Below are 25,771 nucleotides of genomic sequence, written 5' to 3'. Positions count from 1 at the left end.
TCGGCGAAAGCCTCGACAAAGATCTGCGTCGGGGCAAAGGAACCGAAATCAACAACGGTGCCCGCCCAGTCCAGAACTACGGCTTGCAGTTGATCAGGTTGTTTGTAATTCATGGTAAATCTCCACTTTTGAGGATGGGAAGGCCGTCCCTCTCGTGACCGAGAGTAGGCCTGTCAAATGTTCAAGTGCGTTACAGAATCAAATGGACGGTGTTGGGCTTGAGTCGAACAACTCCGCGATCATCGGCCGGTTTCTACGAATACCGAGGCAGCACAGGTGGTAGTCGATGGAAAACGGGTGGTTAACAAAGGTGATCGGCTTTGTGCCTGGTGTTTGCGCATATTCGACGGCTGACACGAAACCGATACCGATGCCTTTTGTGATGGCATGGACAATGGCTTCGCGACTGTTCAATTGCATGATGCAGTTCAAGTCGACATCGAGGCGTTTGCAGCTTTCCTCCACCAACTGGCGAGTGCGTGAGCTTTTCTCCCGAAGGACCCATTTCTCATCGCGGATCTGCTCGACGTGCACCTCTTTCTGCGCTGCCCACGGATGGTCATCGCGCACTACGGCAATGATCGGGCAGCGTCTGTAAAGCTGTGTGTCAAAGCGTTGATCGAACTCTGATAACGCCAGAATGGCCACGTCGATGTCGAAGTTGAACAGGCGATCCAGCGTCTCTTTCTCCGGTGAGAACGAGGTTTCAAGTTCGATGTCCGGATGGCGCTGCATCAGTTCGTAAGTCAGGTTCATCGCAATGGGCGGCGAAACTGCACCCAGGCGCAACATGCCGGTTTTGCGTTGCTTGAAACTCTGCAAAAGTTGCACGGCTTCATCCTCCTGACCAAACAGGCCCTGGGTGATCGCATAGAGCTTGTGTCCCGCCGAGCTCATTTCGATAAAGCGGCCACGACGGTGGAACAGTTCCACGGAAAATTTTTTCTCCAGCGCGTTGACCTGTTCGCTGACTGTCGGCTGGCCGACGCTCAGGTACTCGGCGGCGAGGGTGAAGCTGCCGGTCTTCGCCACCGCATGAAAGGAACGTAGCCACTTGTGGTACTGGTACATAGAAGATCCTGTTCATGAGCCGGCGCTGTTAACTCAAGCCTCTCTGGCGAACGCTCAACGTCTGATAAACAGCGCGACCGCGGCACTGCTCAGGCAGGCAGCCGTGACCACGATGAAGATCAAAGACGTGTTGCCGGTACTGTCGAGCATACTGCCGATCAGCGGTTCTGCCAGGCCTGCGAACAGATAGGACGAGAAATTCATCACGCCGGTTGCGGTGCCGGCCCGTTTAGCCCCGACCAGGTCCGGACACAGTGCCCAGAAACTCGACGCCGGGCCATAAACGAAGAAACCGCAAAGGAACAGTGCCACCAGACCGGTTGCGCTATGAGGTGCAAGGGTCCACATCCACAGGCTGGTTGCCGCGCCGAGGACCATGTAAAGCATGATCGCCAGGTAGCGTTTGGAACCGAACAGCTTGTCCGATATCCAGCCATTGCTGAGGGCGCCGATGGCCATGCCGACGGGCAGGGCGACGGTGATCCACTTCGGATCGATCATGCTGTCGCCGCTTTTCCAATTGGCACCCAGAAAGTGCACCGGCACCCAGACGATCAAGCCGTAGCGTGCAGCGTTCTGGAAACCGAGGGACAGGGCGGCGATGATCAAACGAAAGTTCTTCAGGACGGCTTTGTAGCGTTGCGCGGACGTTTCGTCTTCGCCGTGTGCCACCTCATGGTTTTTGTCATCGGCGTTGGCAACGCCCGTATCGGCTAGGGGCTCGAAACCCATGTCCTGTGGACGCTCACGTGCCACCAGATAGAAGATGATGCCACCCGCCAGCATCAGCAGTACCGGCAAGCGGAAGATCCATCGCCACTCCAGATGCATCACCTCAAGTACGACGATGGAGGTCACGTACGAAAGAACCGAGGCACAACCGGCGGCGAATACATACAAGCCGTATACCTTGCCGCGCTCGCCGGCACTCCACCAGTTGGAGATGAGACGGCTGCCCGGTGCCCAACCCAATGCCTGGAAGTATCCGTTGATACCCCAAGGGAGGATCAGCGCGGTAAAATTACTGGCGAAACTGGTCACCCAGTTAGCGCCGCAGGACAGTACGGCACCCAATGTCATGATGCGGCGGCCGCCGAACTTATCGGCCAAGTTACCGTTTATTGCCTGGCCAATGGCATAGGCCCAGAGCATTGCAGCCGATACCCACCCCAGGTGCTCTTTGGTAAAACCGAACTCGGCCTGGATCCCCGGAATGGCGAAACCGAATGTTTGCCTGCCGGTGTAGAAGAACAAGTAACAGAACATCGCAGCCAGCAGCATGCGCCACTGGGCGAATCGGAAAGATGAGGTGGATGTTGTGAGAGCAGGCATGGCTTGGGCACGATTCATGATCTTTTCCTTATTATTGTTCGGTCCCGTCGATTGGCGTCGGCGGGTGCACTCTTTTGTGGGTGCAGCAGGAAATCGTCGCGGCTCGCATGCCGCTGACAGTGCTTGGTAAGGTTTTCCGGCTCTAAGCAGCTCTAGAGCCGATGAAGTTTTTGCCCCTGGCGCCCTGCATGGCAAAGTTGATCATTTCCTCGGCTTGCGATGCCGTTACACCGTAGTCGGAAAACTCCGTTTTAACGTCCAGGCTATGCAGGAATTCACGCAACTGGCTTTGGGCTTTTTTCAGGTCGTTGCCGAATATTCGTTGAAGGGTTCGGTCGCGCGCTTCGTCGTGGCCCCAGGCAAGGCCCAGCACCAGCGGTAGGGTAAAGGAGCAGGCGATACCGTGCGGCAGACCATAGTGCAGGGTCATTTCGTAGGAAATGGAATGGGCCAATGCGGTTTTGGTATTGGAGAATGCCAACCCTGCCTTAAGAGCGGCCAATGCCATGCGTGAGCGTAACTCCTTGCTGGACAGGTCACGACGCAGCAGCGGCAGGCATTCAAGGATGTCCTCAATCGCGGAAATGGCGAAGGTGTCCGAAACCGGATTGGCATTGATGTTCCAGATCGACTCCAGTGCATGCGACAGCGCGTCCAGCCCCGTAGACACCGTGACACTGCCTGGAACCGTAAGCATCAACTGCGGGTCGACGATGGCTACCTTTGGCCAGGTGCATTCCAGGTGCAGCGAGTATTTTTTGTGGCTGGCCGAATCCCAGATCGTCGCCCAAGGTGTAACTTCGCTGCCGGTACCCGCTGTGGTCGGAGCAGCAATCAGTACTTTGCTGCGTGCCGGGACGAACGGTTTACCTGCCGCCAACAACGCGAGTAATTCATCGAAGCGGCCAGACTCAGTACCCACGATCAGCGCCTTCGCAGTATCGATGGCGCTACCGCCGCCCACTGCAATGACTGCGTGGCATTCGCCGGCCTGCTGCCAGAAACGTTCATAGGTATCACGAAGCTGAGCTACGTCTGGATTGGGTTGGACGTCCTCGACGATATACACAAGTCGATCGCCCAGCAGGTCTTGAATACGATCGACCAATCCCAGCCCACGAGCTTCGGGAAATGTCACAAGGGCGACTTTCTGGTTTTCGGTGATTTCGGCAAGCTCGAGAAGGCTGCCCCAGCCGAAACGGGTATCAACTGGATTGTGGAATCGGGCAGTCATGGCGGGTCCTTTATTTTTGTTGTTGTAAGTGGCCCCCATAGTCGGGGCCCTTCAGCAACAGCTCAAATCGATAATTCGCAGGCTTTGATCGGTTGAACCGATAGCACGTCCCTTGGGACACTTGTTGCTCATGCAGTGTTTAGTGATGCGCCCCGCGCTGGATGACGTTGCGCAACCTACTGGACACCGCATCGGCAACGATCACCATGAGCGTGATGACGATGATGCAGGTCGCGGTTTCCTGGTATTTGAAAAGCTTGAGGCTGCTCACCAACTCAAATCCAAGGCCGCCGGCACCTACCATGCCGAGCACGGTGGCGGAACGCAGATTGACTTCGAAGCGATAAAGGACCACTGCAATCCAGGCCGTGATGACTTGTGGCAACACGCCAAATACGATGACCTGCAACGGCCGAGCACCTGTTGCCTGCAGCGCCTCAATAGGGCCTTGGTCGATCTCCTCGATGCTTTCGGCAAAAAACTTTCCAAGCATACCCAGGCCATGCAGTGCCAGCGCGAGCACGCCGGGGAAGGGCCCAAGGCCAACCGCCGAAACAAATATCAACGCCAGGATCAACTCGTTGATGCTGCGGGTGAAATTGAGGAACTGACGAGTGGTGTGGAAGACCAGGCGATTTCGACTGAGGTTGCGAGCCGCAAGAAACGACAGCGGAATCGCCAGCAACACCCCAAGCAATGTTCCCCAGAGTGCGATTTGCAGTGTTTCGATGGCCGGTGCTACCAGTCGAGGGAGAATGCTCAGATCGGGTGGGACGGTGCGTGCAAGGAAGTCGCCGATTTGCGGCAAGCCGGCGGCCAGTTCACCCACACTCAGCTGTGCGCCCGTTGCGCTCCAGTGGAGTGTCAAAATCACCGCTAGCACAATCGCACCGGTGGACAGCCAGCCGCGAGTTCCAGATGGCAGGTCCACCGTCCACAGGTAGCTTTGCTGTTTCATGCTCATACCCTCAGCTGCGCGGTGTGGACCTTCGGCTTGTGTGCCATCGCTGGCGCGTCTTGCGACTCTTTTACCTGGCCTGGATAGATGCGCTGCAAATCGTCTTCGGTCATGTTGGAAGCGTCACCGTCATACACCAGCCTGCCGTGGGCCAAGCCGACAATTCGGTCGCCAAACTCGCGGGCATAATCCACCTGATGAAGGTTGCACAACACGGTGATTCCCAGTTCGCGTGTGGCATCGCGCAGGTATTGCAGTACCAGGCGCGCAGTCTTGGGGTCGAGGCTGGCCACCGGTTCGTCCGCCAAGATTACCTTTGGCCGCTGCGCCAGGGCGCGAGCAATACCGACACGTTGCATTTGCCCGCCGGACAGCGCATCCGTGCGTTCGTGGGCTTTGTGGGTGAGCTCTACGCGTTCCAGGCAATGCATGGCCAAGGCCACATTCTCGCGACTGAACAGCTGCATGATCGAGGTAAGCGTTGAGACATTGCCCAGGCAACCGGTGAGTACGTTTTTCAGTACGCTGAGCCGTGGTACCACATTGTGGTGCTGGAAGATCATGGCTGCCTGACGTCGCAGAATGCTGGTGTCACGGCAAGTAATTGCATCAATACCCGCCACTGTCAGCGTCCCGGAATCAGCCTGAACCAGTCGGTTGATGCAGCGCAGCAATGTAGATTTTCCAGCGCCGGATTGGCCCAGTATCACCACAAATTCTCCGGCTGAAACCTTAAGGTCGATGCCACGCAATACCGGGTTATCCCCGTAATGCTTGGTCAGTTGGCTGATGCTGATCATTTCAGCCTCCGCAAATCCAGATCAAGGACCTTGGCGGTTTCGCGCACGACGTCGTAAGCAGCATCGGTCGTGGGCTGGAAACCATCGAGTTGGCCCTGGTCACCCCAAGGCACATCCTTGATCGAGGCCAGCGCTACGGCGACTTTCTGTTTCAGTACAGGGTCGAGGTTTTTGCGCCACACCATTGGCGACTCAGGGATCGGGCGAGAGCTCCAGACCACCTGAAAGTCATCCTGCTTCACCAGGCCCCTGGCTACTGCGTTTGCAAGAATGCGGTCGGCGACTGCAGCGGCATCGACCTTCTGGTTTGCGACTGCCAGGATGCTTGCATCGTGGGAGCCGGAGAAGATTACCCGCGATAAAAGTTTTGTCGGGTCAAAGCCGGCCTGCTCCAGGCCGGCCTTGGGAAACAGATGGCCCGACGCAGAGCTGGGATCGACAAAGGCGAACGTGTGGCCCTTGAGGTCGGACAATTGATTAATGCCGCTGTCCTTGCGGGCGATGATCAAGCTTTTGTAGGCGCTTTGGCCGGTCTTTTTGGTGACCGCTACTGCGAAGGCTTCGACATCGGCCACCGAAGTTGCCAGAACGTAGGAGAAAGGGCCGAGGTAGGCCACGTCCAGCTTGCCTGCGCGCAGTGCTTCGATGATGCCGTTGTAGTCGGTCGCGACAAATGGTTCGACCGGCATACCCAGTTTGCTTTCGAGGCTGGCGAGTACCTGTTTGCTGGACTCGATCATCGCCTGGGAGTCTTCTGAGGGGATCAGGCCAATTCTCAATTTGTCGTTCGCTGCTGCTTGGCAGACGGCGCTGATCGAGAGGCATGCAATAGCGACGACACGCAAAAATCTGGAGAAGTTGTTCATGGCATTCCAGGAGGCTGGTTGGAGTGGCCTCAGGTTAGAAATGTCACGTGACAGTCATACGATCAATTCAATATGGGTTTCAGCAGCTAACTATTGATGGAGTCTATGGATGTCGACCGCCAAGATGCGTGCTTTCCTCGCTGTGGCGCGCCACGGTAGTTTCAGCGCCGGTGCCAGAGCGCTAGGGCTCAGCCAGCCGACGCTGACAACCCAGGTGCAGAGTATGGAGCGGCAGTACAATCTGGAGCTGTTCCACCGTCGCGGGCGGCGTATAGAGTTATCCGATGTTGGACGGCAATTACTGCCGATAGCCCAAGCGATGGCTGCGCTGGATCTTGATGCGCACAACTTGCTGCGCGATTCTGGGCGGCTTGACAGCGGCGAACTCAAGCTGGGGGCGGTGGGACCATTTCATGTGATCGAGATGGTTGATAACTACCGCCAACAATATCCACGCATCGATGTGTCTATACGTGTGGGCAACTCGGCGCAGGTGCTGGCCGATCTTGAGAGCTACGTCACGGATATCGCCGTGCTTGCCGGCCGGAATGATGACCCAGGCCTCTGCGCTGTGCATTACGCGCGTCACGCCATCATCCTGTTCGCCCACCATGAGCATCCTTTTGCCGCAAGGGGTTCAGTACGACTGGACGAGCTGGAAGGGCAGCCGCTGCTGCAGCGAGAGCCAGGGTCAACCACTCGCCTGGTGCTGGAGCAGGCGTTGATTGCAGCGCAGGTTTTCCCGCGAATAACCATGGAGATCGGTAGTCGCGAAGCGCTACGCGAGGCGGTGGCTCGGGGCATAGGACTGGGGGTTGTGTCCGAAGCGGAATACATCCCCGATCCTCGTATCCGAGCGATCCGCATTGATGGTGATTCGCTCTATACCGATACGTTTATGTATTGCCTCTCCGAACGTCGGTCCAGTCGGCTCATTACATCTTTTTTTGATGTAGTGCTTTCTGAGGCATTAGCAAAGTAGCAGTGGATGGCAGTCACAAGAGCGCCAACACCACTCTAAATGTGCTGAATGGTTTCCCCTCATGAGTGAATGGGTTCGTGCACCCAGACCTGAATCACTCAGCCTCTGTGCCCTTGATGTCGCTGATAATCTGCTGAGCGATCGCCTCGACCTGCTTTTGAGTCATTGCTGACATAACCCCCTCCCAAGCCGACGAAGAAGTGTCATAGGTGCGACTACCGATTAACCGCCCGGACTTCAAATCCGAGTAATCCGCACTTGAGTTGATCCAGGAGTTGCCAACCATCACGCCCGCTGCATAACGCGCACCGGGTGTAAGGTATCGAAAATTGGTGACGTTGATCTTGATGCCCACTCCGTCCTTAACAGCGGGGTCCGCTACATGAGATTCGGTGAGGCGATAACCGGCACGGGTAGCTTCATCTTTGAGGGCCTGGTTCCATTCTTGCCTCAGGCGAATCCAGTCTTCGTTCTGCTGAACCTTGCCATTGCCCTGGATGTTAACAACTAAGTTTTTCTTGGCGGTTTCGTCAATTTTCAGAGTTTCAGCGCCACCGCTTTTTACGGACGCTGCGCAGCCGCTAAGCAGCGAAACGGCGATGAGGCATGACAGGGCGAGTAGATTTTTGCTGTTTTTTATTGAATGTCCATATCCAGAAGGTTCTGCTGCTGAGGAGCAGCTATTGTTAAAGTAGCAGCGAATCACTCAGTCTCGCTTCGCAAAATCGCTCCGGCCTTTACTTCGCCAGCATATAAGCTGATTTTTTCCTGTTGAGCCTTCAGCAATGCGCATATCTTTATCAGCGCAATGGCTTCGTCAGGCGTTTTCCCCATACTCGCCATACGGGTCAGCTCAATCATGGACCAGCCGATCACTGCGGCTGTATCCTCCAGGTCGTAGAACAGCTCCTGCTGAGCTGTTCTTGGTCCGTCGAGTCCCTCAATAAGCTCTGGCAACTACTTCTCCATTCTTGAGCGTCGAGTCCAAAGTTGAGCCATGTTCATTCTCAATGAAGGGTTTTCACCTTACGGCTCTCACCAATCCTGATCCGATCCAACGCCCGATTAAGTGCATCCAGCGCATCAAGCAGCGCTTTTGCTTCCGCCTCTCGACCATCCCCCCAAAGCCGCTCAACCATTCTATTTAACGCTTGGATCGATCGTTCAATATCGGCCGCAGTCACTACCGGCGCATCCGCTTCTTGCTTCTTTGACATGTTCAAAACCTCTTAAGCGCTTGAAGAACAACGCCTGAGATTCGGCAGTTTTCAGCATACATCCTGGGAGGATACGCAAAAATCGGCTGACACCCTCACGAATGAATCGGCAACGCCAACCCAAACACCACAAAAAATCCACCACACACCTTATTGAACCGCCGCCCCGTCCGAGCCAGCCAAGGCCGCACCCGATGCGCTGCACTCGCCACCATATACTCAACCACAAACTCTACCACCGCATACGTCAGGGCAATCGCTGCCGTTTGCGCAATGATGCTCCTGTACGGATCCAGGAACGGCGGAATAAACGCAGTAAACAGCAGCAGTGCCTTGGGATTTGAAAGTGCCGACACCAGTCCTTGGCGGAACAGCGACCAGCGTCGAAAGCTTGTAGCACCGGTCGGCTCAAGACTGACCGGCGCAGACCGCCACAGCCCCCAGCCCAGCCAGATCAGATAGAGCCCGCCCACCACCTTCAATACGGTGAACCAGGTCGCCGATGCCTGGATCAGTGCACCCAAGCCCAAAGCGCACAGCGCAAGCACCCTGTTCGAACTCTGGAGGCGCGACCCAGTGCCGATCGCCGTCTACGAAAGCGCAAGCCTGGCTCGGCTTTATGCCGTGAATTCACTGACCCAACGGGGCCGCCAATTCAAGGTGGTCTACAACAGTTCGAGTCTCGCGGGCCAGGTGGCGGCAGTGGAGGGCGGGCTCGCGATTGCCGCGATTACCCAGTGCACCGTGCAGCCATCGCTTCAGGTCTTGGGCCGCGAGCACGGCTTGGGCAGCATTGAACCGATGGAGGTGTCGATTCTGCGCAGCCGGGCTTCGCGTGGGTCGAAAGCGGTGAATGGCCTGCATGCTTTCATCATCAGTGCGCTGAGGCATCAGGCGTAGGCCCGCAGAAGATTTGTCATCCTCCGCGAGCCCGGCGCCGGCGAATGGATCAGCTACCCATTACCTCATCCAGCGCCTGTTCCAGAGTGCTGACCGTACGCTCGATATTGTGCAGCTTTTCGAGCCCGAATAGACCGATGCGAAAGGTCTGGAAGTCGGCTGGCTCGTCGCACTGCAACGGTACTCCGGCAGCGATCTGCAGGCCTTGGGCGACAAATTTCTTGCCGCTCTTGATGTCGGCATCGTCGGTGTAGCTCACCACCACGCCAGGGGCCTGGAAGCCGGCGGCGGCCACGCTCTTGATCCCCTTGGCGGTCAACATGGCGCGCACCCGGTCGCCCAGCGCTTGTTGTTCGTCGCGGACCTTGTCGAAGCCGTAGGCTTGCGTCTCTTTCATCACTTCGTTGAAGCGCGCGAGGGCGTCGCTGGGCATGGTGGCATGGTAGGCATGCCCGCCCTGTTCGTAGGCCTGCATGATCTGCAGCCATTTTTTCAGGTCGCAGGCAAAACTGCTGCTCTGCGTCTGTTCGATGCGCGCCAGGGCCAAGGGACTGAACATCACCAGGGCGCAGCAAGGGGAGGCGCTCCAGCCTTTTTGCGGTGCGCTGATCAGCAGGTCGATGGCGCATTTGTGCATATCGACCCACAGCGCGCCCGAGGCGATGCAGTCCAGCACGAACAGGCCACCCACCGCATGCACGGCGTCGCCGACGGCGCGCATATAGTCATCGGGCAGGATAATCCCCGATGAGGTTTCAACGTGGGGGGCGAAGACCACCTGTGGCTTGTGCGCCTGAATGGCTGCCAGCACCTCGTCCAGCGGGGGCGGAGCATAGGCGGCCTGGCGACCCGTCTCGACCGGTCGAGCTTTGAGTACCGTGGTCGCCGCCGGGATGTTGCCCATCTCCAGGATCTGGCTCCAGCGATAACTGAACCAGCCGTTGCGGATTACCAGGCATTGCTGGCCGCCGGCAAACTGCCGCGCCACCGCCTCCATGCCAAATGTACCGCTGCCCGGCACCACTGCAACGGCCTCGGCGTTGTAGACCTGTTTCAGGGTGCTGGAAATGTTCTTCATCACCCCCTGGAAGGACTGCGACATGTGGTTGAGCGAGCGGTCGGTGTAAACCACCGAGTACTCGACCAGCCCCTCGGGATCGATACTGGGATAGAGCTTTGACATGGGTGACTCCTGTGGCAGAGATGTCAGTGGTATCGACCCTGCCCTAAGCCTTGGCAAATGACAAGATTGCACGAGGTTGAATTGCAATGCCCGCCGTACGGCGCCGGGTACCGTCTGGGCGCGGATCGGCTCCAAATGCTTGCGAGCCGACCCCGTTGCCCTCGGTGTCAGGCCGTGTGGGCATTGGTCCCGGGCCGGATCGCTTCTGGAGAGAAAACCCTCGAAGTTCGTCGTTGGTATCCAGATTTAGACCTCTGCGAAGATCTGCTGATTGTCGAGAACGGGCGATTTCTCCATAGGGAGGGTGACGAAGACCCTGACGGTACAGCCGTCGCGATTGTGCGAGTAAAAGCTGTACGTCCATTCGTCCAGGCTGACATGCAAGCGGCCTGTGCAAGTTATTTCGAGGAAGGCTGGCTGGCATGGGAGCTGAGTGACTTAAGACCGGTCACACACCCTGTGACCGTTCGCGCGGCACGGGGTATTTACCAGGTAGATTTCCTGCTTCCCGACATGATTTACCCATTGAAATAGGCGATCAGCCTTACGTCTCAGACGTGCTCAACTGCGCGCCTTTCGCAAGCTCAATGGCCGCGATAATAGCGGCGCGGGCTTGGGGACTATTCTTCCAGCAAGACGACCCCGTGGCCGCCGACGCATGAGCCAGGATGTCAGTAACACTCGCCTCGCTGAGCACCGCCAGTGAGTCAATGCCCATCTGCTCAAGTCGACCGATAACGGCCGGCCCCACGCCCTTGAGGGCCAGCAAAGCATTGTATTCCGTCAATGGAAATGGCATCCGTAAACTCCTGTTATCGGCCAATGGGGACGGCGGAGTTTGCCCGACGGGAGAGGGCATCTCAATAGATGGACTTCTTCACTCCAGGCGTAGGCGAAATCCCCCCGCAAAAAGCCCGTAGGCTCCAATGCCGTTGTAGGAGCGAGCTTGCTCGCGAAGAACTTATGGGCGCCGCGTTTACTCAGGCTTCACGCGTTATCGTTGGCGTTTCTCGCGAGCAAGCTCGCTCCTGCAGTGGGTCGATGTTCCCGTTATTGAACAGCATTGCACCAGATGCGCAGGCTTATTCGTTTCAGCTTAAATCCCACATAATGGGTTTATAATTCACATATTGAACTAAGTTCTCGGCTGGTTTAAGGTCAGTCACAACCCAGTGACCCGACGCCGTCCGGCCACCGAGAATAAAGACAATAAGAGGAATTCCCCCATGACTGGTCCTTCGCTGGACAGCCGTCTGCACGCCAGCACCATGAAGACGCTCAACCTGAAGCTGATTCCGTTCCTCATGTTGCTTTACATGGTGGCCTACATCGACAAGTCGAACATTTCGGTGGCGGCGTTGACGATGAATGCCGACCTCGGCCTCAGCCTGCGCATGTATGGCATCGGCGTGGGGTTGTTCTTCCTGACCTACATCCTGTTCGAAGTGCCGAGCAGCCTGATCCTGACCAAGGTCGGTGCGCGGCGCTGGATTGCGCGGATCATGATCACCTGGGGCATCATTGCCGCGGGCATGAGCCTGATCCAGAGCGCCAACCAGCTGTACGTGATGCGTCTGCTGCTGGGGGCCGCCGAAGCGGGTTTCACGCCCGGGATCATCTACTACCTCTCCCAGTGGTTCCCGCGCAGCGACCGAGCCAGGGCCATGTCGTGGTTCTACATTGGCGCTGCGCTGGCGTCGGTGATCGGTCTGCCGATGTCGGGTGCCTTGCTGAATCTGGATGGCCTGTTCGGCGTTAATGGCTGGCGCTGGTTGTTCCTGCTCGAAGGCATTCCGGCGATTGTGCTGGGCTACGTGGTGTTGCGCTACATGCCCGAAACGCCGGCCTCTACCCACTGGCTCGACAGCGCGCAGAAGGACTGGCTCAGCCGCACCATGCAGGCCGAGCAGGCAACGACGGTGATCTCGCACAAGGACGCCTGGCATGTGGCTTTTCGCAGTCGCCAGGTGTGGTTGCTCAGCCTGTTCTGGTTGCTGCAGGCGTTTGGCACCATCGGCGTCACGCTGTTCCTGCCACTGATTGTGCAGTCGGTATCGAAGCAGGGCTCGTTCGTGGTCAGCCTGCTATCGGCGATGCCATTCTTCCTGGCGTGCGTGTTCATGTACCTGAACGGCCGTCACTCCGATCGCACCGGCGAGCGGGGCTGGCATTTGGGTGGGCCATTGTTGGCGGCCGGAGTGCTGCTGGCCCTGGCGGTGTTTACCGGCAACCAGTGGCTGGCGTACGTGCTGCTGGTGGTGGCGGTGGGGCTGAACTGGGCGGCGACGCCGGTGTTCTGGGCGACCACCACCGAATACCTGTCCGGTCCGGCGGCTGCCGTATCGATTGCCTTGATCAACTCCATTGCCAACATTGCCGGCCTGGGCTTGCCGCCGGTGATGGGCTGGATCAAGGACGCCACCCATAGCTATGACTATGCCTTGTTGCTGGTGGCCGCCGCGCTGCTGGCGGGGGGGCTGTTAGGGCTCTATTTGGGCGGCGGCAAACGCAGCCGCAAGGTCACTACCGTTTCTGTTCCGGGAGGCATCGATGAAATCAACCGTGCTTAAAGTTGCGCGTCTGCCAGACATGCTCAGCGAGCGGCTGTATGCCGACTATGACGTGCTTGAGGGCAGTGAGAGCGGCGAGGAACTGGAGGCGCGAACGCTGCGTGGTATTCGCGCGCTGATCGCCAATGGCGAGTCGAGGGTGAGCGCCGGTTTGATCGAGCGCCTGCCGGATCTGCAAGTGATCGTGGTGTTTGGCGTTGGTTATGACGGCATCGACGTCGAAGCGGCCCGGGCCCGTGGCATTGCGGTCACGCATACGCCGGATGTGCTGACCGACGACGTCGCCGATTTTGCCATGACCTTGCTGCTTGGCACGGCGCGGCGCATTGCACGGGCGGACCGTTTTGTGCGCGAAGGGCGCTGGCAACAGGGGCCTTTTCCGTTCACTCGCAAGGTCAGTGGCAAGCGTCTGGGAATCGTTGGGCTGGGGCGCATCGGCAAGGCGATTGCGCAGCGCGCGGCGGCGTTCGACATGCAGATCAGCTACCACGGCCGGCGTCCGCTCGGAGTGGACTACCCGTATTACGCTTCGGTCACCGAACTGGCGGCGGCGGTGGATTTCCTGCTGGTTGCAGTGGGCGGTGGGGACTCGACTCATCACCTGGTCGATGCCTGTGTGCTCGATGCGTTGGGCAGCCAGGGCATCCTGATCAACGTGGGGCGCGGCAGTGTGGTCGATGAGGCGGCGCTGGCACAGGCGTTGGCTGAGGGGCGGCTGTTGGGGGCAGGGCTGGACGTATTCGAGGATGAACCGCGGCCGCATGCGGGGCTGCTGGATCTGGACAACGTGCTGCTGGCGCCGCACATGGCCAGTGCCACCTGGGATACGCGGCGGGCGATGTCGGACCTGACCTTGGCCAACCTCGCTGCGCATTTTGCCGGCGAGCCGTTGCCGACACCGGTGCCGGATTGACCCGCCGGGTCAGTCTTCCGGCAGGTTATTGAAGATTTTTTCCAGCGTGGCATTCAGTTTGGTGATCTGGGCTTCAGTGAGGCCCTTGAAACTGGTGCGGAAGATGTCGCTGGTGCCCAGCTGGATTTCTTCGATGGTATGGCGCCCGACATCGGTCAGCGACACCTGGGTCACCCGCCCATCGCTGGCGCTGGTGTTGGTTTCCACCAGGCCATCGGCTTTCATGCGATAGACGATCTTGGTGATGGTCGACAGCTTGGCGATGGCATGGATGGAGATTTCCGAAATGCTCGACTCGCCATTTTCCTTGAGGATAAACAGAATCCGCCAGCGCGGGATGTCCATGTCGATCTTTTTCAGCGCCTTTTCCATCGCCATGGAGTAGCGCCCGTGCAGACGCGCGAGCCAATAGAAGGGGAACTCTTCCTTCTTGAAGTCTTCGCTGGCGGGGTTGTATCGGCTCAGGCGCTTTTTCGGGGTGGTCATAAAGGTGGCGTAGTCTTTCTGATGAGCTGGGTTTGATAGCGGGCGCCATTGTCGCGCCGCCCGCCGCAAAAAACCAGCGGACACGCCACGGTTTGCCTCAGGCCAGGCCTTCGTGCTTGAGGCTTTCACGAAAGTGTCGGCAGCCCTTGATCAGCAACAACAGGGTCAGGGCGACCGCGAAGGCGTTAAGCAGGGAGATCGATGAGCCGACCAGCGCCGGGTTTTCGAACAGGCGGTCGGTGAGCAGCGCGACCGCCGTGGTGCCGACACCCAGGCCGATCAGGTTGGAAATCAGCAGGAACAGCGCGCTGATCTGTGCGCGCATCTGGTTGGGCGGCAAGATCTGCATGGCAGCAGTGGACGCCGGCATCGGAAACGAGGCGAAGAACATGGCCGGCGCCAGTAGCGCGATGGACATCCACAGTTCGTTGACCTGGGTAAACGCGACCGCGGGCACGGCCATGCCGATCGCACCAATCACCCCCGCGCGAATCGGCGCGTCGCTATAGCCCTTTTTCGCCAGCCAGTCGATTAACCAACCGCCGCAGAACACGCCACTGGTGTTGGCCAGTAACACCACAATTCCAAGCATGTAGCCGGTGTCGCTGGGGGCGAGGCCGAATTTGCGCATGTAGAAAGCCGGGGTCCAGCTGAGCATGCAGAACAGCGTCATCGCGTAGAAAGAGAATCCCAGGTAGTGGCAGGCGAAAGTCTTGCGGTGCACCCCCAGGAACGTGAATGCCTGTTTCATGCTGGGCGCATGGACCTTGCCCGCGGCGTCCAGTTTCAGGCCCTTGCGCGCCGGGTCGCGGACCGTGAGCGCAATCAACAGTGCCACCAACACCCCCGGCAGCCCCACCAGGAAGAAGGTCACCTGCCAGGGACGCATTTCTCCAAGCAACGGGACCACGACGCTGTCGAGGTTCTTCAGCAAATCGATGACGTAGCCGCCAATCAGAAAGGCCACGCCGCCGCCAATAAACGAGCCAATGGAGTAGATCGCCACAGCGCGGCCGAGTTTTTCTCGGGGGAACATGTCGCTGAGCATCGAGTAGGTGGCCGGCGACAGCGCCGCTTCGCCGATGCCCACGCCGATGCGTGCCATGAACATCTGCAGGAAGTTTTTGCTCAGCCCGCACAGGGCCGTGGCCAGGCTCCAGAACGCCACGCCGATGGCGATGATTTTTGGTCGCGAGAATTTGTCTGCCAGTAGCGCGATGGGCATGCCCATGAAGGCATAGAACAGGGAAAAAGCCAGGCCATGCAACAGGCTGAACTGAGTGTCGGAGAGCTGCAGATCGTGTTTGATCGGCTCGATCATCAAGGCCAGGATTTGCCGATCGATAAACGAAAAAATGTACGCCAGCATGCAAATGGCAACGATGTACCATTCATAGGCATAGCTTTTACGGGTGACCTCGGTGGGTGTTTTGCTGGTCATGCTGTTGGCCCCTTCAGGGTTGGCAATCGGTCAGTCGGCGGCAGCGTTTGTTCGCAGTTGGGTGCATCGGTGACGCCAGCGTTACCCGAGCGCATTGCCCTGGTGCGTTTATTGGTTTTGTTGTGCGGTCCAGGTTGCCAATCCCTTGGCATAAGGGTGTTGCAGGACCTTTTTAAGCCCTTGTTCAGCGGGCCTCTATGCGCCAGGCGCAAAGGCTGTTCCGGGCGCGCAGAAAGCGTTTGCGTGGCGTGAAAATTGCTTTCCATTTCCACTAAATTTCGAGGCGTCTGCAACCGGTCGCCCATCGTTTTCTGGAGCACTTGCGCATGTTCGATCAACGCTTTTCACTCCAGGATCATTGCCTGCTGAGTTCGGGTGGGTTCGGCGAGGTCAGGGACCGGGTCAGTCATTACCTGTGGCCACACCAGATGAAAATGCAGCAGGGCGGCGCCTTGCAATCACAGCTGTACGGCGTGTTCTTCGGCAGTTCGGCGCTATTCGATCTGCACTACGGCGCACCGGTGGAAATCGACGCTGGCGATATCAGCGACTACTACCTGATTCGCGTCACGCTTGAAGGTGGTGGCATGGTCAGCATGGGCAAACAGCAGGCTGTTTTGCGCAAGGGTGGGCTGACCATTTCCTCGCCTTCGCAACGCAGCTTCATCCGTATCGACAAGGACTGCCGCAACCTCATTTTGCGGGTCGATCGGCAAGCCCTCGAACGCCAGTTGCAGGTGTTGCTCAACCGGCGTTTGCGTCAGCCGCTGGTGTTCGATATCCAGGTCGACCCGGCACATCAGGGCATGGCGACGGTTCGCAGCACCCTGGACTACATCTGCCAGTTGTACGGCGACACCAGCCAGTCGCTGCAGCCCTCGGCCATGGGTGCGAGCCTGTCGGACTACCTGCTGTCGGTGCTGCTGACCCAGTTGCCGCACAATTACTCGGTCGATCTGCTGCAAGATCAACGCCAGCCCATGCCGCACCACGTCAAGAAGGCCCGCGACTATATCGAGCAGCACCTGGCCGAACCCATCGCCCTGGCAAGCCTGGCGCAGTTCTGCGAAGTGTCGATCCGCACCCTGCAAAATGGCTTCACGCGCTTTCTCCAGCAAACCCCCAGCGACTATGTGCGCACCCGGCGCCTGGCACTGGTGCACCTGGCCTTGCAACAAGCCGGGCCGGCGGACAGCGTGACGGATATCCTGCTGTGTCACGGCGTTGCCAGCTTCGGTCATTTTGCGATGCAGTACCGCAAGCAATACGGCTGCCTACCGTCCGAGACCCTGCGCCGCCGGGCCTGAAACGTGACGTCGGGCCCGTTACCCCTGGACAAAACGCTGCGCCAGGTCCAGTTGCGAGTTGGCCAGTTGATGCAGCTCTTCGCCAATCTGAGTACTGCGTCGTGACTGATCGCGGCTGGTTTGCGCCAGGCTGACGATTTGCCCAATCTGCCCGTTGATCTCATGGGCCACTTGCCCTTGCTGTTCGATGGCGGAAGCCATCTGCAAACTCATGCCGGAAATCTGCCCCACTTCCTCGCAGATGCGCTGCAAAGCCGTTTGCACCTGGGCCACATCTGCGCGTGATTCCCGAGCCGCCGACTCGCCCCGTTGTGCAGTGGCCAGCGCCAGGGCGCTGCCGTCGCGCAGCTGCTCGATGGAGCGCTGGATCTGTTCGGTGGACTCGCGAGTGCGGGTGGCGAGGCTGCGCACCTCGTCGGCGACCACCGCAAATCCGCGGCCGCTCTCACCGGCGCGAGCGGCTTCGATGGCCGCGTTAAGGGCCAGCAAGTTGGTCTGCTCGGCGATGCTGCGAATCACATGGGAGACGCCGCTGATCGATTCGATGGACTCCGCCAGGCGACTGACCGCCTGCCCGATCTCCTCGACCGAATGGCTCAGGCCCGTCATCGACCCCTGGCTTTGCCCGGACAGGCGCACGCCATCGTGAGCCAGATTGTCCACGGCTTGAGTGGCCTCGGCGGTGTGCTGCAAGTTGCGCGACAATTCCTGGATCGTCGCGCTCATTTGATGCACCGCAGCCGCGGACTGTTCGGCTTCCTCGAGTTGCCGTTGCAGGTGGCCTGACTGGGTCTGTACCAGCATCGAAGACTCCTGCGCACGCTGGCGCACGGTCTCGCCGTTGATGCGGATCCGCGCCATCACCGTGCGCATCCGGGTGTTCTGGCTGTTGAGGGCCATGTCGAAACGGTTGGTCAGGGAGGCCGAACCGTTCTGCAGTGAGGCCAGCAAGGTGTCGCTGTAGACCTGATCATGCCGGGTCAGGATGCGGCGGATGTCTGCTTGCAGTCCGGCTCGCCACTGCCATGCAGCGCCGATCACGCCACCGAGCACCAGCAGGCCCGGTGCCCAATCGATCTGCCCTCCGACCATGGCGCCGGCAACAGCCAGTCCGAGCAGCCAGGTCATGCCTTGGCAGCTGGCGTGATCCTGGATGCGCCGGGCCAGTGACAAGGGGCCGTGGCCCCCATTCAAGCGTTGATAGAGTTTCGCTGCACGCAGGCTTTGGGCCTCGTCCATCGGGTGATACGCCGTGCCCAGGGCCGTCAACTGACCTTCTTCCAGCAGCGGCACCACATAAAGATTGCACCAGAATGTCGTGCCATGTTTGTCACGGCCCATGATGGGGGCCGTCCAGGGCACACCGCTGCGCAGGGTCTGCCACATGCGCTCGATGACCCGCCTGGGCATCAGCGGGTGATTGATCAGCTCGTGAGGCTGGTTCAGCACGTCTTCCCGGGCGTATTTGCTGAGGGCCAGATAGGCGTCGTTGCAGGCCAGCAGATGACCTCGAGTGTCCAGCCGTGAGATTGGGATTTCCTGCTGCGCCGCAATGCTTGCCGGCACACTTTGGTCCTTTGGATTAGCCACTGACCGCTCCTGCGATTACCAGCACTGGCCGCGTTCGGCGCGCATTTTGCGCACCATGGCGTCGAAGAATTTCACGGCGAAGCCGCTGTCGCGAATGAGCATGGCGGTGAGATCGGCGCACTTGTGGCTGATCTCTTCGGGCAGCGGATTGTCTTCCCCGCCCAAAGCGCCGGCCTGGCACTGGATCTCGGCGGCGCGCTGCACTGTCCACAACAGGAAGAAAGCCTTGGCGATGCTGCTTTCGCCGACGGCAATGCCATGGTTGCGCAGCACCAGGATGTGCTTGTCGCCGAGGCTGTCGATCATCCGGGCTTTTTCGTCATCGAACAGGGTGATGCCTTCGAAGGTGTGGTAGCCGATGCGGCCGTAGAGCTGGGCACCGTAGAAGTCGTTATGGGCAAAGCCGGCCTTCTTCATGACGATGGCGGAAATCGGCGTGGTGTGCGTGTGGATCAGGCACTGAATGTCCGCGCGCGCTCCGTGCACCGCGCTGTGCAGGGCGAAACCGGCCGGGTTGCCGTCGTAGGGCGAGTCTTCGAGTTTCTTGCCGTGCAAGTCGACCTTGAGCAGGTTGGCCGGTGTCACTTCGGTGTAGTTGAGCCCGAACGGGTTGACCAGGTAATGGTGCGCCGGGCCGGGAAGGCGAGCGGAAATATGGTTGAAGATGGTCTCGGTCCAGCCAAAGAAATCCACCAGGTGGTAGCAGTGCGCAAGTTGCACGCGCAGGGCCCATTCTTCTTCGCTGTACTGCGGGGGTTGTGCCAATGCGGTCTGATTCATGACGGATTCCTTTTCTGGGTGGGTCAATGACGAGCCTGCTCACCGCGAAAGCGGGCGAGGGCGATAAGGTGGCGGGTGACGGGCATCGGGATCGCCATGCAATCGGCCAGTTCCAGTACCGCATCACCGATGGCGGCCAGCTCCAGGGGGCGGCCTTTGTCATAGTCCTGCAGCATTGAGGTGCGCACCGCGCCCATGCCGGCACCGAGTTCGAGGAACGTCTGCGGGTCGATGCTCACGCGTGCGCCGTGGGCGGCGGCCGTCAGGAGGGTTTCGTGCAGGCAGCTGCTGACCACCTCGCGCAGTTCCGGCAGGCTGTAAAGCTGCTCGAGGGTGGCGCCAGTGATGACGGAGAGCGGGTTGGAGGTGATGTTGGCGATGATCTTGGTCCACAGGTTATCGCGAATGCGATCCGTGGCCCGGGCTTCTATTCCAACACTTTCGATCAGCCCGCGCACCTGCTCCAGCCGCGGGCTGAGACGGTTGTCGGGTTCGCCGAAAATCATCAGGTGCGGGGTCCGGGACTCTGCCACGGCGATAGCAGGGCAGTGCGCGGTGATGAACACCACGCAGCCGATCACGTGCCGCAGGTCGAGGGCCTGGCTGAGAATCGACTGTGGGTCGACCGCATCGACCCGGCGCCCGTCGTAGCGTCCGCCTTCGCCGTGGAAGTACCACCAGGGCACGCCGTTGACCACCGGGATCACCACCGTGTCGGCACCGATCATCGGTTGCAGCTGCGGCAGCAAACTGGCCAGGCCCTGGGCCTTGGTGCAGAGAAAAATCAGGTCTTGTTCGCCAAGGCTGGTGGCGTTGTCACTGGCCTCGACCCGCACATGGTGCTGGCCGTCCAGGTCGGTCAGGCGAATGCCGTCTCGGCGGATCGCGGCCAGTGTGTCACCACGGGCCAGGACATTGACCTGATGGCCGCCGGCAGCCAGCCGTGCGGCCAGGGTGCAGCCGATGGCACCGGCACCGGCAATGCCGATACGCAGGAGGGAAGGGTTCATCGTAACTCCACATTATTCAACAAGGCGCCTACTCAGGCGATAATTATCCCTTCGGGCCCACCGCGATCCCCTGTGGGAGCCGGCTTGCCGGCGATGCGCCCGCCAGGTCGACGCAGTGCTAAAGGGCCCCATCGCCGGCAAGCGGGCTCCAACAGGGGGAAGTGCCGTAGCAAAATTTCAGGTCGCAAGCATTTCCTGATGCTTGCTCGCCAGCCCCAGATACGCATCGATCACTCGTGGATCATCCGCCAGTTGTCGGGCCGGGCCCTGCATCGCAATCTGCCCTGTCTCCAGGACATAGGCGTAGTCAGCCACCCGCAACGCTGCCCGGGCGTTCTGCTCTACCAGCAGGATCGACACCCCGTGCTCGCGCAGGGAGGTGATGATGCGGAAGATCTCCCGGGTGATCAGTGGCGCCAGGCCCAGGCTCGGCTCATCGAGCATCAACAGCTTGGGCTTGGCCATCAGCGCGCGGCCCACGGCAAGCATCTGCCGCTCACCGCCAGACAAGGTCGCGGCCAGTTGTTCGCGGCGTTCCCACAGGCGCGGGAACAGCTCATACACTTCGGCCAGGGTCTCGCTATAGCGCCGGTCACCCCGGCGATGCCGCTGGAAGGCGCCCAGCAGCAAGTTGTCGGCCACGCTCATGCTGGTGAACAGCTCGCGTTTTTCCGGTACCAGGCCCAGGCCCCGGGAGACCATCACTTCCACTTCCGGCAAAGTTTCCAGGCTGCCGTCGAAATGCACCTGGCCCCGGGAGCCGAGCACGCCCATGATCGCCGACAGCAGGGTGGTCTTGCCGGCGCCGTTGGGGCCGATCACTGTCACGATCTGACCCTTGCCCACCGTCAGGCTGGCGTTGCTCAGTGCTTCGACTTTGCCGTAGGCCACGCTCAGGTCCCTGATTTCGAGCACGGCGTCGTCGACCCGGTTAAGCGGTGCGAGCTGCGGTTCCACTTGCATGTTCATCATTCAACTCCTCCCAGGTAGGCTTCCAGCACCGCCGGATCCTTCTGTACGTCTTCGGGCAGGCCTTGGGCGATCCGCTGGCCGAACTCCATGACCACCACGCGATCCACCAGGCCCATCACGAAGTCCATGTCGTGCTCGACCAGCAGAATCGCCATGCCTTCGCTGCGCAGGCGACTGAGCAGGATGCCCAGGGCTTCTTTTTCCTTGTGGCGCAGGCCGGCGGCGGGCTCATCGAGCAGCAGCAGGCACGGGTCGGCGCACAGGGCGCGGGCGATCTCGAGGATGCGTTGCTGGCCGAGGGACAGGCTCCCGGCCTCGGCATCCAGGTAGTCACCCAGGCCGACGCGCTCCAGCTGGCGCCGGGCCTCGCCAAGCAGTTCGGCCTCCTCGCGACGATCTAGGTGCAGGGCCGCCGACAGCACCCCTTGGGTGCCACGCAGATGCGCGCCAATGGCGACGTTTTCCAGCACACTCATGTTGCCCAGCAGTTTCACGTGCTGGAAGGTGCGGCTCATGCCCAGGCGGGCGACTTGCCGCGAGCTCAGGCCGTTGATCTTCTGGCCCATGAACAACACGTCGCCGCTGGTGGGTGTATCGACCCCGGAGAGCTGGTTGAACATCGTGCTCTTGCCGGCACCGTTGGGGCCGATCAGGGCGAGGATTTCCCCAGAGCGGATCTCCAGGCTCATGTCATTGTTGGCCACCAGCCCGCCGAAGCGCTTGGTTACATGCCGGGCCTCGAGGATCAGTTCGCCATGCCTGGGCAGTTGGCGGCGAGGCAGGGGCGCGGCGTTTGCATCGACTTTCTGTGCCTTGGCGCGGACCTGCCAGCGGGCCGGTACCAGGCGCGTCAGCAATGGCCACAGGCCGCCGGGCGCGCGCTGCATCAGCACCACGATCAGGATGCCGAACACGATGATTTCGTAGTTGCCGGTGTTACCCAGCAGGTGAGGCAACCAGTCCTGCAGCCATTGCTTGAGCATCGTCAGGATGCCTGCGCCGAGCAAGGCGCCCCAGACGCTGCCGACGCCGCCGATCAGCGCCATAAACAGATAATCGATACCCATGTTCAGGCCGAAGGGCGTCGGGTTGACGAAGCGTTGGGTGTGCGCGTACAGCCAGCCGGATATCGCCGCAAACACTGCAGAAATGACAAATATCACCATCTTCGAACGGAAGGTGTTCACGCCCATCGACTCGGCCATGACCTGGCCGCCCTTGAGCGCACGAATGGCCCGGCCTTCGCGGGAATTGAGGAGGTTTTGCGTGATGACGATGGCCACCAGCAGCAGCGCCCAGATCAGGTAGAAAATGTTTTCGCCTTTATCCAGCGTCAGGCCGAACAACGAAATTGAGGGCAGGCCGCCGACACCCGTATGCCCGCCCAATGACTCCAGCGTGCCGAACAGGTAATACAGCGACAAGCCCCAGGCAATCGTCCCCAGCGGCAAGTAGTGCCCGGACAACTTGAGCGTCAGCGCGCCGAGAATCAACGCCACCGAGGCGGTGAGTGCCACGCCCACCAATAACGTCAGCCAGGGTGAGGAACCGGCCCAGGCCAGCCAGGCCGGCAACTGCTCGGTAGTGGTCAGGTAAGCGGATGTGTACGCGCCCAGGCCAACGAACGCCGCCTGGCCGAAGCTGGTCATGCCGCCCACCCCGGTGAGCAGCACCAGCCCCAGCACCACCAGGGCATACATGCCGATGTAATTGAGCAGGGTGACGTAGTAGGGCGGCAGCAGCAGCGGCGCGACACCCACCACCAGCAACAGGGCAAGTAATAGATAGCGCGGATTCATTCTTCTTCCTCCACATGACGGCTGGTGAACGAACGCCAAAGCAGGAACGGAATGATCAGCGTGAACACGATGATTTCTTTATAGGTACTGGCCCAGAACATCGAGAACGCTTCGATCAAACCCACCGCCAGGGCGCCCAGCGCTGCGACCGGATAGCTGACCAGCCCGCCGATGATCGCGCCGACAAAGCCCTTGAGGCTGATGACAAAACCGGAGTCGAAATACAGCGTGGTGATCGGTGCGATCAGGATCCCCGAAAGGGTGCCGATCAGGGCAGCGAGAAGGAAGGTCGACTTGCCGGCCAGGGTCGGTGAAATGCCCATCAGGCGCGCACCCATGCGATTGACCGCAGTGGCGCGCAAGGCCTTGCCGTACAGCGTGCGCTCGAAGAACAGATACAGCCCGACGATCAGGCCCAGGGACACCGCCAGCACCCACAGCGTCTGGCTATTGAAGGTCACGGGGCCCAGTTCCAGACCGGCCTCGGAGAATGGCTGGGTGCGCGCACCTTCAGGACCGAACAGCAACAACGCGATGCCGACCATGCTCACGTGCACCGCGATCGACACGATCAACAGCACCAGGGAGCTGGCCGAGGCGATCGGCTGGAACACCAGGCGATAGATCTGCGGCCCCAACGGCACCACCAGTGCCAGGGTCAACAACGCCTGGACCGCCATCGGCAGTTCGGCCAGGGGCAGGGTGTTGATCAGCACCGCCAGCAGCCCTGCGTAACCGAGCTTGAACACAATTCGCGTGGGAAACCGGAACGCCTGACTGGAACGCGCTGCGCCCCACACGTCGAGTGCGCAATCAATCAGCGTCAGACCGAGCAGCAGCCAGACCAGTGCAGTCGGGTGACCGCTTTGCAAAGTGGCCATGGTCAAGGCGCCATAGGTCACGAATTCACCCTGGGGGATCAACAGGATCCGCGTCACGGTGAACACCAGGAGGATCGACAGGGCCAGCAGCGCGTAGATCGCACCATTGGTCATGCCGTCCTGGCCCAGCAGCATGGCTATCTGGAAATTCATAATGAGAGCTCTTTTCTACAGATTGGATATCAGGCCCGACTGCCGGCGCAGGTCGGCTCGCCGGCAATCAGGCAGCGGGCTGTGCGCCCGGGGTCAGTTGTCTTTCAACAACATCCAGTTGCCGTTCTTCACCACGATCAGTTCGCGCCCGCGCTCGTCGAAGCCGCTGTGGTCTTGCGCTGTCATGTTGTAAACGCCTTGGGTGCCCGCCAGTTCGTGGCTTTGCTCAAGTGCATCACGCAGGGCTGCACGGAACTCGGCGGTGCCCGGTGCTGCTTTGGCGGCGGCAATCGGGATTGCCTTCTGCAATAGCAGGCCGGCGTCGAAGGTGTTACCGCCGAAGGTCGCCGGTTTGCTGCCGTTGAGCTTTTCGTAGGCGGCGGTGTAGTCGCTGGCGATTTTCTTCGAAGGGTGGCTGTCCGGGATCTCATCCAGGACCAGCATCAGGCTGGCGGCCAGGACGGTACCCTCGACCTTCTTGCCGCCGAGCTTGAGGAAGTCCGGCAGTGCGGCGCCGTGGGTCTGGTAGACCTGGCCGCGATAGCCCTGGTCGAACAGCGTGGTCTGGGGCATCACTGCCGAGCTGCCGGGCGCCGCGACCAGTACCGCATCGGGACGGGAGGCGAGGATTTTCAGGCTCTGGCCGGTCACCGAGGTGTCCTGGCGCTGGAAGCGCTCACTGGCCACGACCTTGATGTTCTGCTGCGCTGCCAGGCCGGCCATGACCTTGGCCCAGTTCTCGCCATACGGGTCGCCGGTACCGATGAAGCCAAGGGTTTTAACGCCTTTGCTGGCCATGTGTTCGAACAGCGCCTTGGCGATCAGGTCATCGTTTTGCGTGGTCTTGAACACCCACTTCTTCTGCTCGGTCATGGGCAGCACCACGGCCGCGGTGCCCACCGGTGCCAGCAACGGCACGCCCGCTTCGGCAACGAACTGGATTACGCCCATGGCGTTAGGTGAGCCGCTTGGGCCGATGATCGCATCGACCTTTTCCTCGTCGATCAGCTTTTTCAGGGCTTTCACTGTGGCAGTCGGGTCGCTCGCGTCATCCAGGGAGATGTACTTCACCGTCTGATCGCCCGCCTGGGTCGGCAGCAACGGCACGGTGTTTTTCTGCGGCAGGCCGACCAGTGCGATCGGCCCGGTGGAGGAGGTGATGACACCAATTTTCACTTCAGCCTGCGCGGCGGCGGCGCAAGCGGCACTCAACAATAAGGTGGACACGACTTTTCTGAAAAGCATGACTTTCTCCGAGGAGTTGCAACGCTGCAAAAGGCTAATGGCCGACCGCGCTGATCACCATGTGATGCAAGAGCGGCCCAA

General features: G+C 59.9%; 26 protein-coding genes and 3 pseudogenes. 6 read left to right on the top strand and 23 right to left on the bottom strand.

What is annotated here, in order from left to right:
• From AAEZ05_RS17245 to phnD, 7 genes and pseudogenes are all read right to left on the bottom strand, one after another.
• Nucleotides 1-113, bottom strand: a pseudogene (locus AAEZ05_RS17245) (phosphonoacetaldehyde hydrolase); the annotation flags it as partial.
• 85 nt (nucleotides 114-198) lie between these two features.
• Nucleotides 199-1,071 (bottom strand): LysR substrate-binding domain-containing protein, encoded by an 873-nt coding sequence (locus tag AAEZ05_RS17240; RefSeq protein ID WP_045060469.1) that lies wholly within the window; start codon nucleotides 1,069-1,071, stop codon nucleotides 199-201.
• 54 nt (nucleotides 1,072-1,125) lie between these two features.
• Nucleotides 1,126-2,421: an MFS transporter gene (locus AAEZ05_RS17235; protein WP_045060470.1), complete on the bottom strand. Its 1,296-nt coding sequence runs from the start codon at nucleotides 2,419-2,421 to the stop codon at nucleotides 1,126-1,128.
• Between the two features lie 124 nt (nucleotides 2,422-2,545).
• Complete coding sequence (gene psrA, locus AAEZ05_RS17230) at nucleotides 2,546-3,637, bottom strand: iron-containing alcohol dehydrogenase PsrA (protein WP_045060471.1); 1,092 nt, start codon at nucleotides 3,635-3,637, stop codon at nucleotides 2,546-2,548.
• Nucleotides 3,638-3,776: 139 nt separating this feature from the next.
• On the bottom strand, nucleotides 3,777-4,595 hold the full coding sequence (gene phnE, locus AAEZ05_RS17225; protein ID WP_045060472.1) for a phosphonate ABC transporter, permease protein PhnE: 819 nt from the start codon (nucleotides 4,593-4,595) through the stop codon (nucleotides 3,777-3,779).
• Nucleotides 4,596-4,597: 2 nt separating this feature from the next.
• Nucleotides 4,598-5,395 (bottom strand): phosphonate ABC transporter ATP-binding protein, encoded by a 798-nt coding sequence (gene phnC / locus AAEZ05_RS17220; protein ID WP_045060473.1) that lies wholly within the window; start codon nucleotides 5,393-5,395, stop codon nucleotides 4,598-4,600.
• Nucleotides 5,392-6,261, bottom strand: coding sequence for a phosphonate ABC transporter substrate-binding protein (phnD, locus tag AAEZ05_RS17215; RefSeq protein ID WP_082069196.1), 870 nt, complete (start codon nucleotides 6,259-6,261; stop codon nucleotides 5,392-5,394). Before phnD ends, phnC begins: the two co-directional genes overlap by 4 nt.
• Before the next feature lie 109 nt (nucleotides 6,262-6,370).
• Here phnD and AAEZ05_RS17210 point away from each other — a divergent pair, with 109 nt between their 5' ends.
• On the top strand, nucleotides 6,371-7,243 hold the full coding sequence (locus AAEZ05_RS17210) for a LysR substrate-binding domain-containing protein (protein WP_045060474.1): 873 nt from the start codon (nucleotides 6,371-6,373) through the stop codon (nucleotides 7,241-7,243).
• A gap of 94 nt (nucleotides 7,244-7,337) precedes the next feature.
• On the opposite strand, the gene AAEZ05_RS17205 is transcribed toward AAEZ05_RS17210, so the two are convergent.
• The 4 genes and pseudogenes from AAEZ05_RS17205 to AAEZ05_RS17190 all read right to left on the bottom strand — a co-directional run.
• Nucleotides 7,338-7,883: a DUF4410 domain-containing protein gene (locus tag AAEZ05_RS17205; protein ID WP_045060475.1), complete on the bottom strand. Its 546-nt coding sequence runs from the start codon at nucleotides 7,881-7,883 to the stop codon at nucleotides 7,338-7,340.
• A 62-nt stretch (nucleotides 7,884-7,945) separates the two neighbouring features.
• Nucleotides 7,946-8,200 (bottom strand): hypothetical protein, encoded by a 255-nt coding sequence (locus tag AAEZ05_RS17200; protein ID WP_045060476.1) that lies wholly within the window; start codon nucleotides 8,198-8,200, stop codon nucleotides 7,946-7,948.
• A 50-nt stretch (nucleotides 8,201-8,250) separates the two neighbouring features.
• Entirely contained in the window at nucleotides 8,251-8,460 is a 210-nt protein-coding gene (locus AAEZ05_RS17195; RefSeq protein ID WP_045060477.1) for a hypothetical protein, read from the bottom strand.
• Between the two features lie 95 nt (nucleotides 8,461-8,555).
• Nucleotides 8,556-9,008, bottom strand: a pseudogene (locus AAEZ05_RS17190) (LysE family translocator); the annotation flags it as partial.
• Here AAEZ05_RS17190 and AAEZ05_RS17185 point away from each other — a divergent pair.
• Nucleotides 9,004-9,360 (top strand): annotated as a pseudogene (locus tag AAEZ05_RS17185) (type 2 periplasmic-binding domain-containing protein); the annotation flags it as partial. The pseudogenes AAEZ05_RS17190 and AAEZ05_RS17185 sit on opposite strands and share 5 nt — an antisense overlap.
• Before the next feature lie 49 nt (nucleotides 9,361-9,409).
• On the opposite strand, the gene AAEZ05_RS17180 reads toward AAEZ05_RS17185, so the two are convergent.
• Nucleotides 9,410-10,543 (bottom strand): pyridoxal-phosphate-dependent aminotransferase family protein, encoded by a 1,134-nt coding sequence (locus AAEZ05_RS17180; RefSeq protein ID WP_350648225.1) that lies wholly within the window; start codon nucleotides 10,541-10,543, stop codon nucleotides 9,410-9,412.
• Nucleotides 10,544-10,717: 174 nt separating this feature from the next.
• On the opposite strand from AAEZ05_RS17180, the gene AAEZ05_RS17175 reads away from it, so the two are divergent.
• On the top strand, nucleotides 10,718-11,077 hold the full coding sequence (locus AAEZ05_RS17175) for an ASCH domain-containing protein (protein ID WP_350648223.1): 360 nt from the start codon (nucleotides 10,718-10,720) through the stop codon (nucleotides 11,075-11,077).
• Nucleotides 11,078-11,087: 10 nt separating this feature from the next.
• Here AAEZ05_RS17175 and AAEZ05_RS17170 read toward each other — a convergent pair whose 3' ends face one another.
• Entirely contained in the window at nucleotides 11,088-11,342 is a 255-nt protein-coding gene (locus AAEZ05_RS17170) for a Pathogenicity locus (RefSeq protein WP_045060480.1), read from the bottom strand.
• Nucleotides 11,343-11,769: 427 nt separating this feature from the next.
• Between AAEZ05_RS17170 and AAEZ05_RS17165 the strand changes: the two genes are divergently transcribed.
• A complete protein-coding gene (locus AAEZ05_RS17165) occupies nucleotides 11,770-13,113 on the top strand; it encodes an MFS transporter (protein WP_045060481.1) in 1,344 nt (447 codons plus the stop codon).
• The gene (locus AAEZ05_RS17160; protein WP_045060482.1) at nucleotides 13,094-14,026 is read left to right on the top strand and encodes a 2-hydroxyacid dehydrogenase; all 933 of its coding nucleotides are present in this window, start codon (nucleotides 13,094-13,096) and stop codon (nucleotides 14,024-14,026) included. The genes AAEZ05_RS17165 and AAEZ05_RS17160 overlap by 20 nt, the downstream gene beginning before the upstream one ends.
• Nucleotides 14,027-14,035: 9 nt before the next feature.
• Here the strand turns inward: AAEZ05_RS17160 and AAEZ05_RS17155 are convergent, their stop codons facing one another.
• From AAEZ05_RS17155 to AAEZ05_RS17145, 3 genes are all read right to left on the bottom strand, one after another.
• The gene (locus tag AAEZ05_RS17155; RefSeq protein ID WP_122838376.1) at nucleotides 14,036-14,512 is read right to left on the bottom strand and encodes a MarR family winged helix-turn-helix transcriptional regulator; all 477 of its coding nucleotides are present in this window, start codon (nucleotides 14,510-14,512) and stop codon (nucleotides 14,036-14,038) included.
• Nucleotides 14,513-14,609: 97 nt separating this feature from the next.
• Nucleotides 14,610-15,953 carry a spinster family MFS transporter gene (locus AAEZ05_RS17150; RefSeq protein WP_350648220.1) on the bottom strand — a complete coding sequence of 448 codons (1,344 nt, stop codon included), beginning with the start codon at nucleotides 15,951-15,953 and terminating at the stop codon, nucleotides 14,610-14,612.
• Nucleotides 15,950-16,291: a hypothetical protein gene (locus tag AAEZ05_RS17145; RefSeq protein WP_350648218.1), complete on the bottom strand. Its 342-nt coding sequence runs from the start codon at nucleotides 16,289-16,291 to the stop codon at nucleotides 15,950-15,952. Before AAEZ05_RS17145 ends, AAEZ05_RS17150 begins: the two co-directional genes overlap by 4 nt.
• Between AAEZ05_RS17145 and AAEZ05_RS17140 the strand changes: the two genes are divergently transcribed.
• Nucleotides 16,280-17,260 (top strand): AraC family transcriptional regulator, encoded by a 981-nt coding sequence (locus AAEZ05_RS17140; protein WP_350648216.1) that lies wholly within the window; start codon nucleotides 16,280-16,282, stop codon nucleotides 17,258-17,260. The two genes, AAEZ05_RS17145 and AAEZ05_RS17140, sit on opposite strands and share 12 nt — an antisense overlap.
• 18 nt (nucleotides 17,261-17,278) lie before the next feature.
• Here the strand turns inward: AAEZ05_RS17140 and AAEZ05_RS17135 are convergent, their stop codons facing one another.
• The 7 genes from AAEZ05_RS17135 to AAEZ05_RS17105 all read right to left on the bottom strand — a co-directional run bounded on the left by AAEZ05_RS17135 (nucleotide 17,279) and on the right by AAEZ05_RS17105 (nucleotide 25,690).
• A complete protein-coding gene (locus AAEZ05_RS17135) occupies nucleotides 17,279-18,850 on the bottom strand; it encodes a methyl-accepting chemotaxis protein (protein ID WP_350648214.1) in 1,572 nt (523 codons plus the stop codon).
• Between the two features lie 15 nt (nucleotides 18,851-18,865).
• Nucleotides 18,866-19,630, bottom strand: a complete 765-nt coding sequence (locus AAEZ05_RS17130; protein WP_350648212.1) for a class II aldolase/adducin family protein — start codon at nucleotides 19,628-19,630, stop codon at nucleotides 18,866-18,868.
• Between the two features lie 23 nt (nucleotides 19,631-19,653).
• Nucleotides 19,654-20,640: a ketopantoate reductase family protein gene (locus AAEZ05_RS17125; RefSeq protein ID WP_350648210.1), complete on the bottom strand. Its 987-nt coding sequence runs from the start codon at nucleotides 20,638-20,640 to the stop codon at nucleotides 19,654-19,656.
• Nucleotides 20,641-20,817: 177 nt separating this feature from the next.
• A complete protein-coding gene (locus AAEZ05_RS17120; protein WP_201146732.1) occupies nucleotides 20,818-21,612 on the bottom strand; it encodes an ABC transporter ATP-binding protein in 795 nt (264 codons plus the stop codon).
• Nucleotides 21,609-23,411 (bottom strand): branched-chain amino acid ABC transporter ATP-binding protein/permease, encoded by a 1,803-nt coding sequence (locus AAEZ05_RS17115; protein ID WP_350648208.1) that lies wholly within the window; start codon nucleotides 23,409-23,411, stop codon nucleotides 21,609-21,611. Before AAEZ05_RS17115 ends, AAEZ05_RS17120 begins: the two co-directional genes overlap by 4 nt.
• Complete coding sequence (locus tag AAEZ05_RS17110; protein ID WP_122838383.1) at nucleotides 23,408-24,445, bottom strand: branched-chain amino acid ABC transporter permease; 1,038 nt, start codon at nucleotides 24,443-24,445, stop codon at nucleotides 23,408-23,410. The genes AAEZ05_RS17115 and AAEZ05_RS17110 overlap by 4 nt, the downstream gene beginning before the upstream one ends.
• 93 nt (nucleotides 24,446-24,538) lie before the next feature.
• A complete protein-coding gene (locus AAEZ05_RS17105) occupies nucleotides 24,539-25,690 on the bottom strand; it encodes an ABC transporter substrate-binding protein (protein ID WP_350648206.1) in 1,152 nt (383 codons plus the stop codon).
• Between the last annotated feature and the right edge of the window lie 81 nt (nucleotides 25,691-25,771).

The organism is Pseudomonas sp. HY13-MNA-CIBAN-0226 (genome assembly GCF_040310305.1).
Classification (GTDB): Bacteria; Pseudomonadota; Gammaproteobacteria; order Pseudomonadales; family Pseudomonadaceae; genus Aquipseudomonas; species Aquipseudomonas gregormendelii.
This window is presented reverse-complemented; position numbering and strand designations above follow the sequence as displayed.

Coding starts and splice junctions, on each gene's coding strand:
- AAEZ05_RS17240 (WP_045060469.1), bottom strand. CDS start 1,071: ATGTACCAGTACCACAAGTGGCTACGTTCCTTTCATGCGGTGGCGAAG.
- AAEZ05_RS17235 (WP_045060470.1), bottom strand. CDS start 2,421: ATGAATCGTGCCCAAGCCATGCCTGCTCTCACAACATCCACCTCATCT.
- psrA (WP_045060471.1), bottom strand. CDS start 3,637: ATGACTGCCCGATTCCACAATCCAGTTGATACCCGTTTCGGCTGGGGC.
- phnE (WP_045060472.1), bottom strand. CDS start 4,595: ATGAAACAGCAAAGCTACCTGTGGACGGTGGACCTGCCATCTGGAACT.
- phnC (WP_045060473.1), bottom strand. CDS start 5,395: ATGATCAGCATCAGCCAACTGACCAAGCATTACGGGGATAACCCGGTA.
- phnD (WP_082069196.1), bottom strand. CDS start 6,261: ATGAACAACTTCTCCAGATTTTTGCGTGTCGTCGCTATTGCATGCCTC.
- AAEZ05_RS17210 (WP_045060474.1), top strand. CDS start 6,371: ATGTCGACCGCCAAGATGCGTGCTTTCCTCGCTGTGGCGCGCCACGGT.
- AAEZ05_RS17195 (WP_045060477.1), bottom strand. CDS start 8,460: ATGTCAAAGAAGCAAGAAGCGGATGCGCCGGTAGTGACTGCGGCCGAT.
- AAEZ05_RS17180 (WP_350648225.1), bottom strand. CDS start 10,543: ATGTCAAAGCTCTATCCCAGTATCGATCCCGAGGGGCTGGTCGAGTAC.
- AAEZ05_RS17170 (WP_045060480.1), bottom strand. CDS start 11,342: ATGCCATTTCCATTGACGGAATACAATGCTTTGCTGGCCCTCAAGGGC.
- AAEZ05_RS17165 (WP_045060481.1), top strand. CDS start 11,770: ATGACTGGTCCTTCGCTGGACAGCCGTCTGCACGCCAGCACCATGAAG.
- AAEZ05_RS17160 (WP_045060482.1), top strand. CDS start 13,094: ATGAAATCAACCGTGCTTAAAGTTGCGCGTCTGCCAGACATGCTCAGC.
- AAEZ05_RS17155 (WP_122838376.1), bottom strand. CDS start 14,512: ATGACCACCCCGAAAAAGCGCCTGAGCCGATACAACCCCGCCAGCGAA.
- AAEZ05_RS17150 (WP_350648220.1), bottom strand. CDS start 15,953: ATGACCAGCAAAACACCCACCGAGGTCACCCGTAAAAGCTATGCCTAT.
- AAEZ05_RS17140 (WP_350648216.1), top strand. CDS start 16,280: ATGTTCGATCAACGCTTTTCACTCCAGGATCATTGCCTGCTGAGTTCG.
- AAEZ05_RS17130 (WP_350648212.1), bottom strand. CDS start 19,630: ATGAATCAGACCGCATTGGCACAACCCCCGCAGTACAGCGAAGAAGAA.
- AAEZ05_RS17125 (WP_350648210.1), bottom strand. CDS start 20,640: ATGAACCCTTCCCTCCTGCGTATCGGCATTGCCGGTGCCGGTGCCATC.
- AAEZ05_RS17120 (WP_201146732.1), bottom strand. CDS start 21,612: ATGATGAACATGCAAGTGGAACCGCAGCTCGCACCGCTTAACCGGGTC.
- AAEZ05_RS17115 (WP_350648208.1), bottom strand. CDS start 23,411: ATGAATCCGCGCTATCTATTACTTGCCCTGTTGCTGGTGGTGGGTGTC.
- AAEZ05_RS17110 (WP_122838383.1), bottom strand. CDS start 24,445: ATGAATTTCCAGATAGCCATGCTGCTGGGCCAGGACGGCATGACCAAT.
- AAEZ05_RS17105 (WP_350648206.1), bottom strand. CDS start 25,690: ATGCTTTTCAGAAAAGTCGTGTCCACCTTATTGTTGAGTGCCGCTTGC.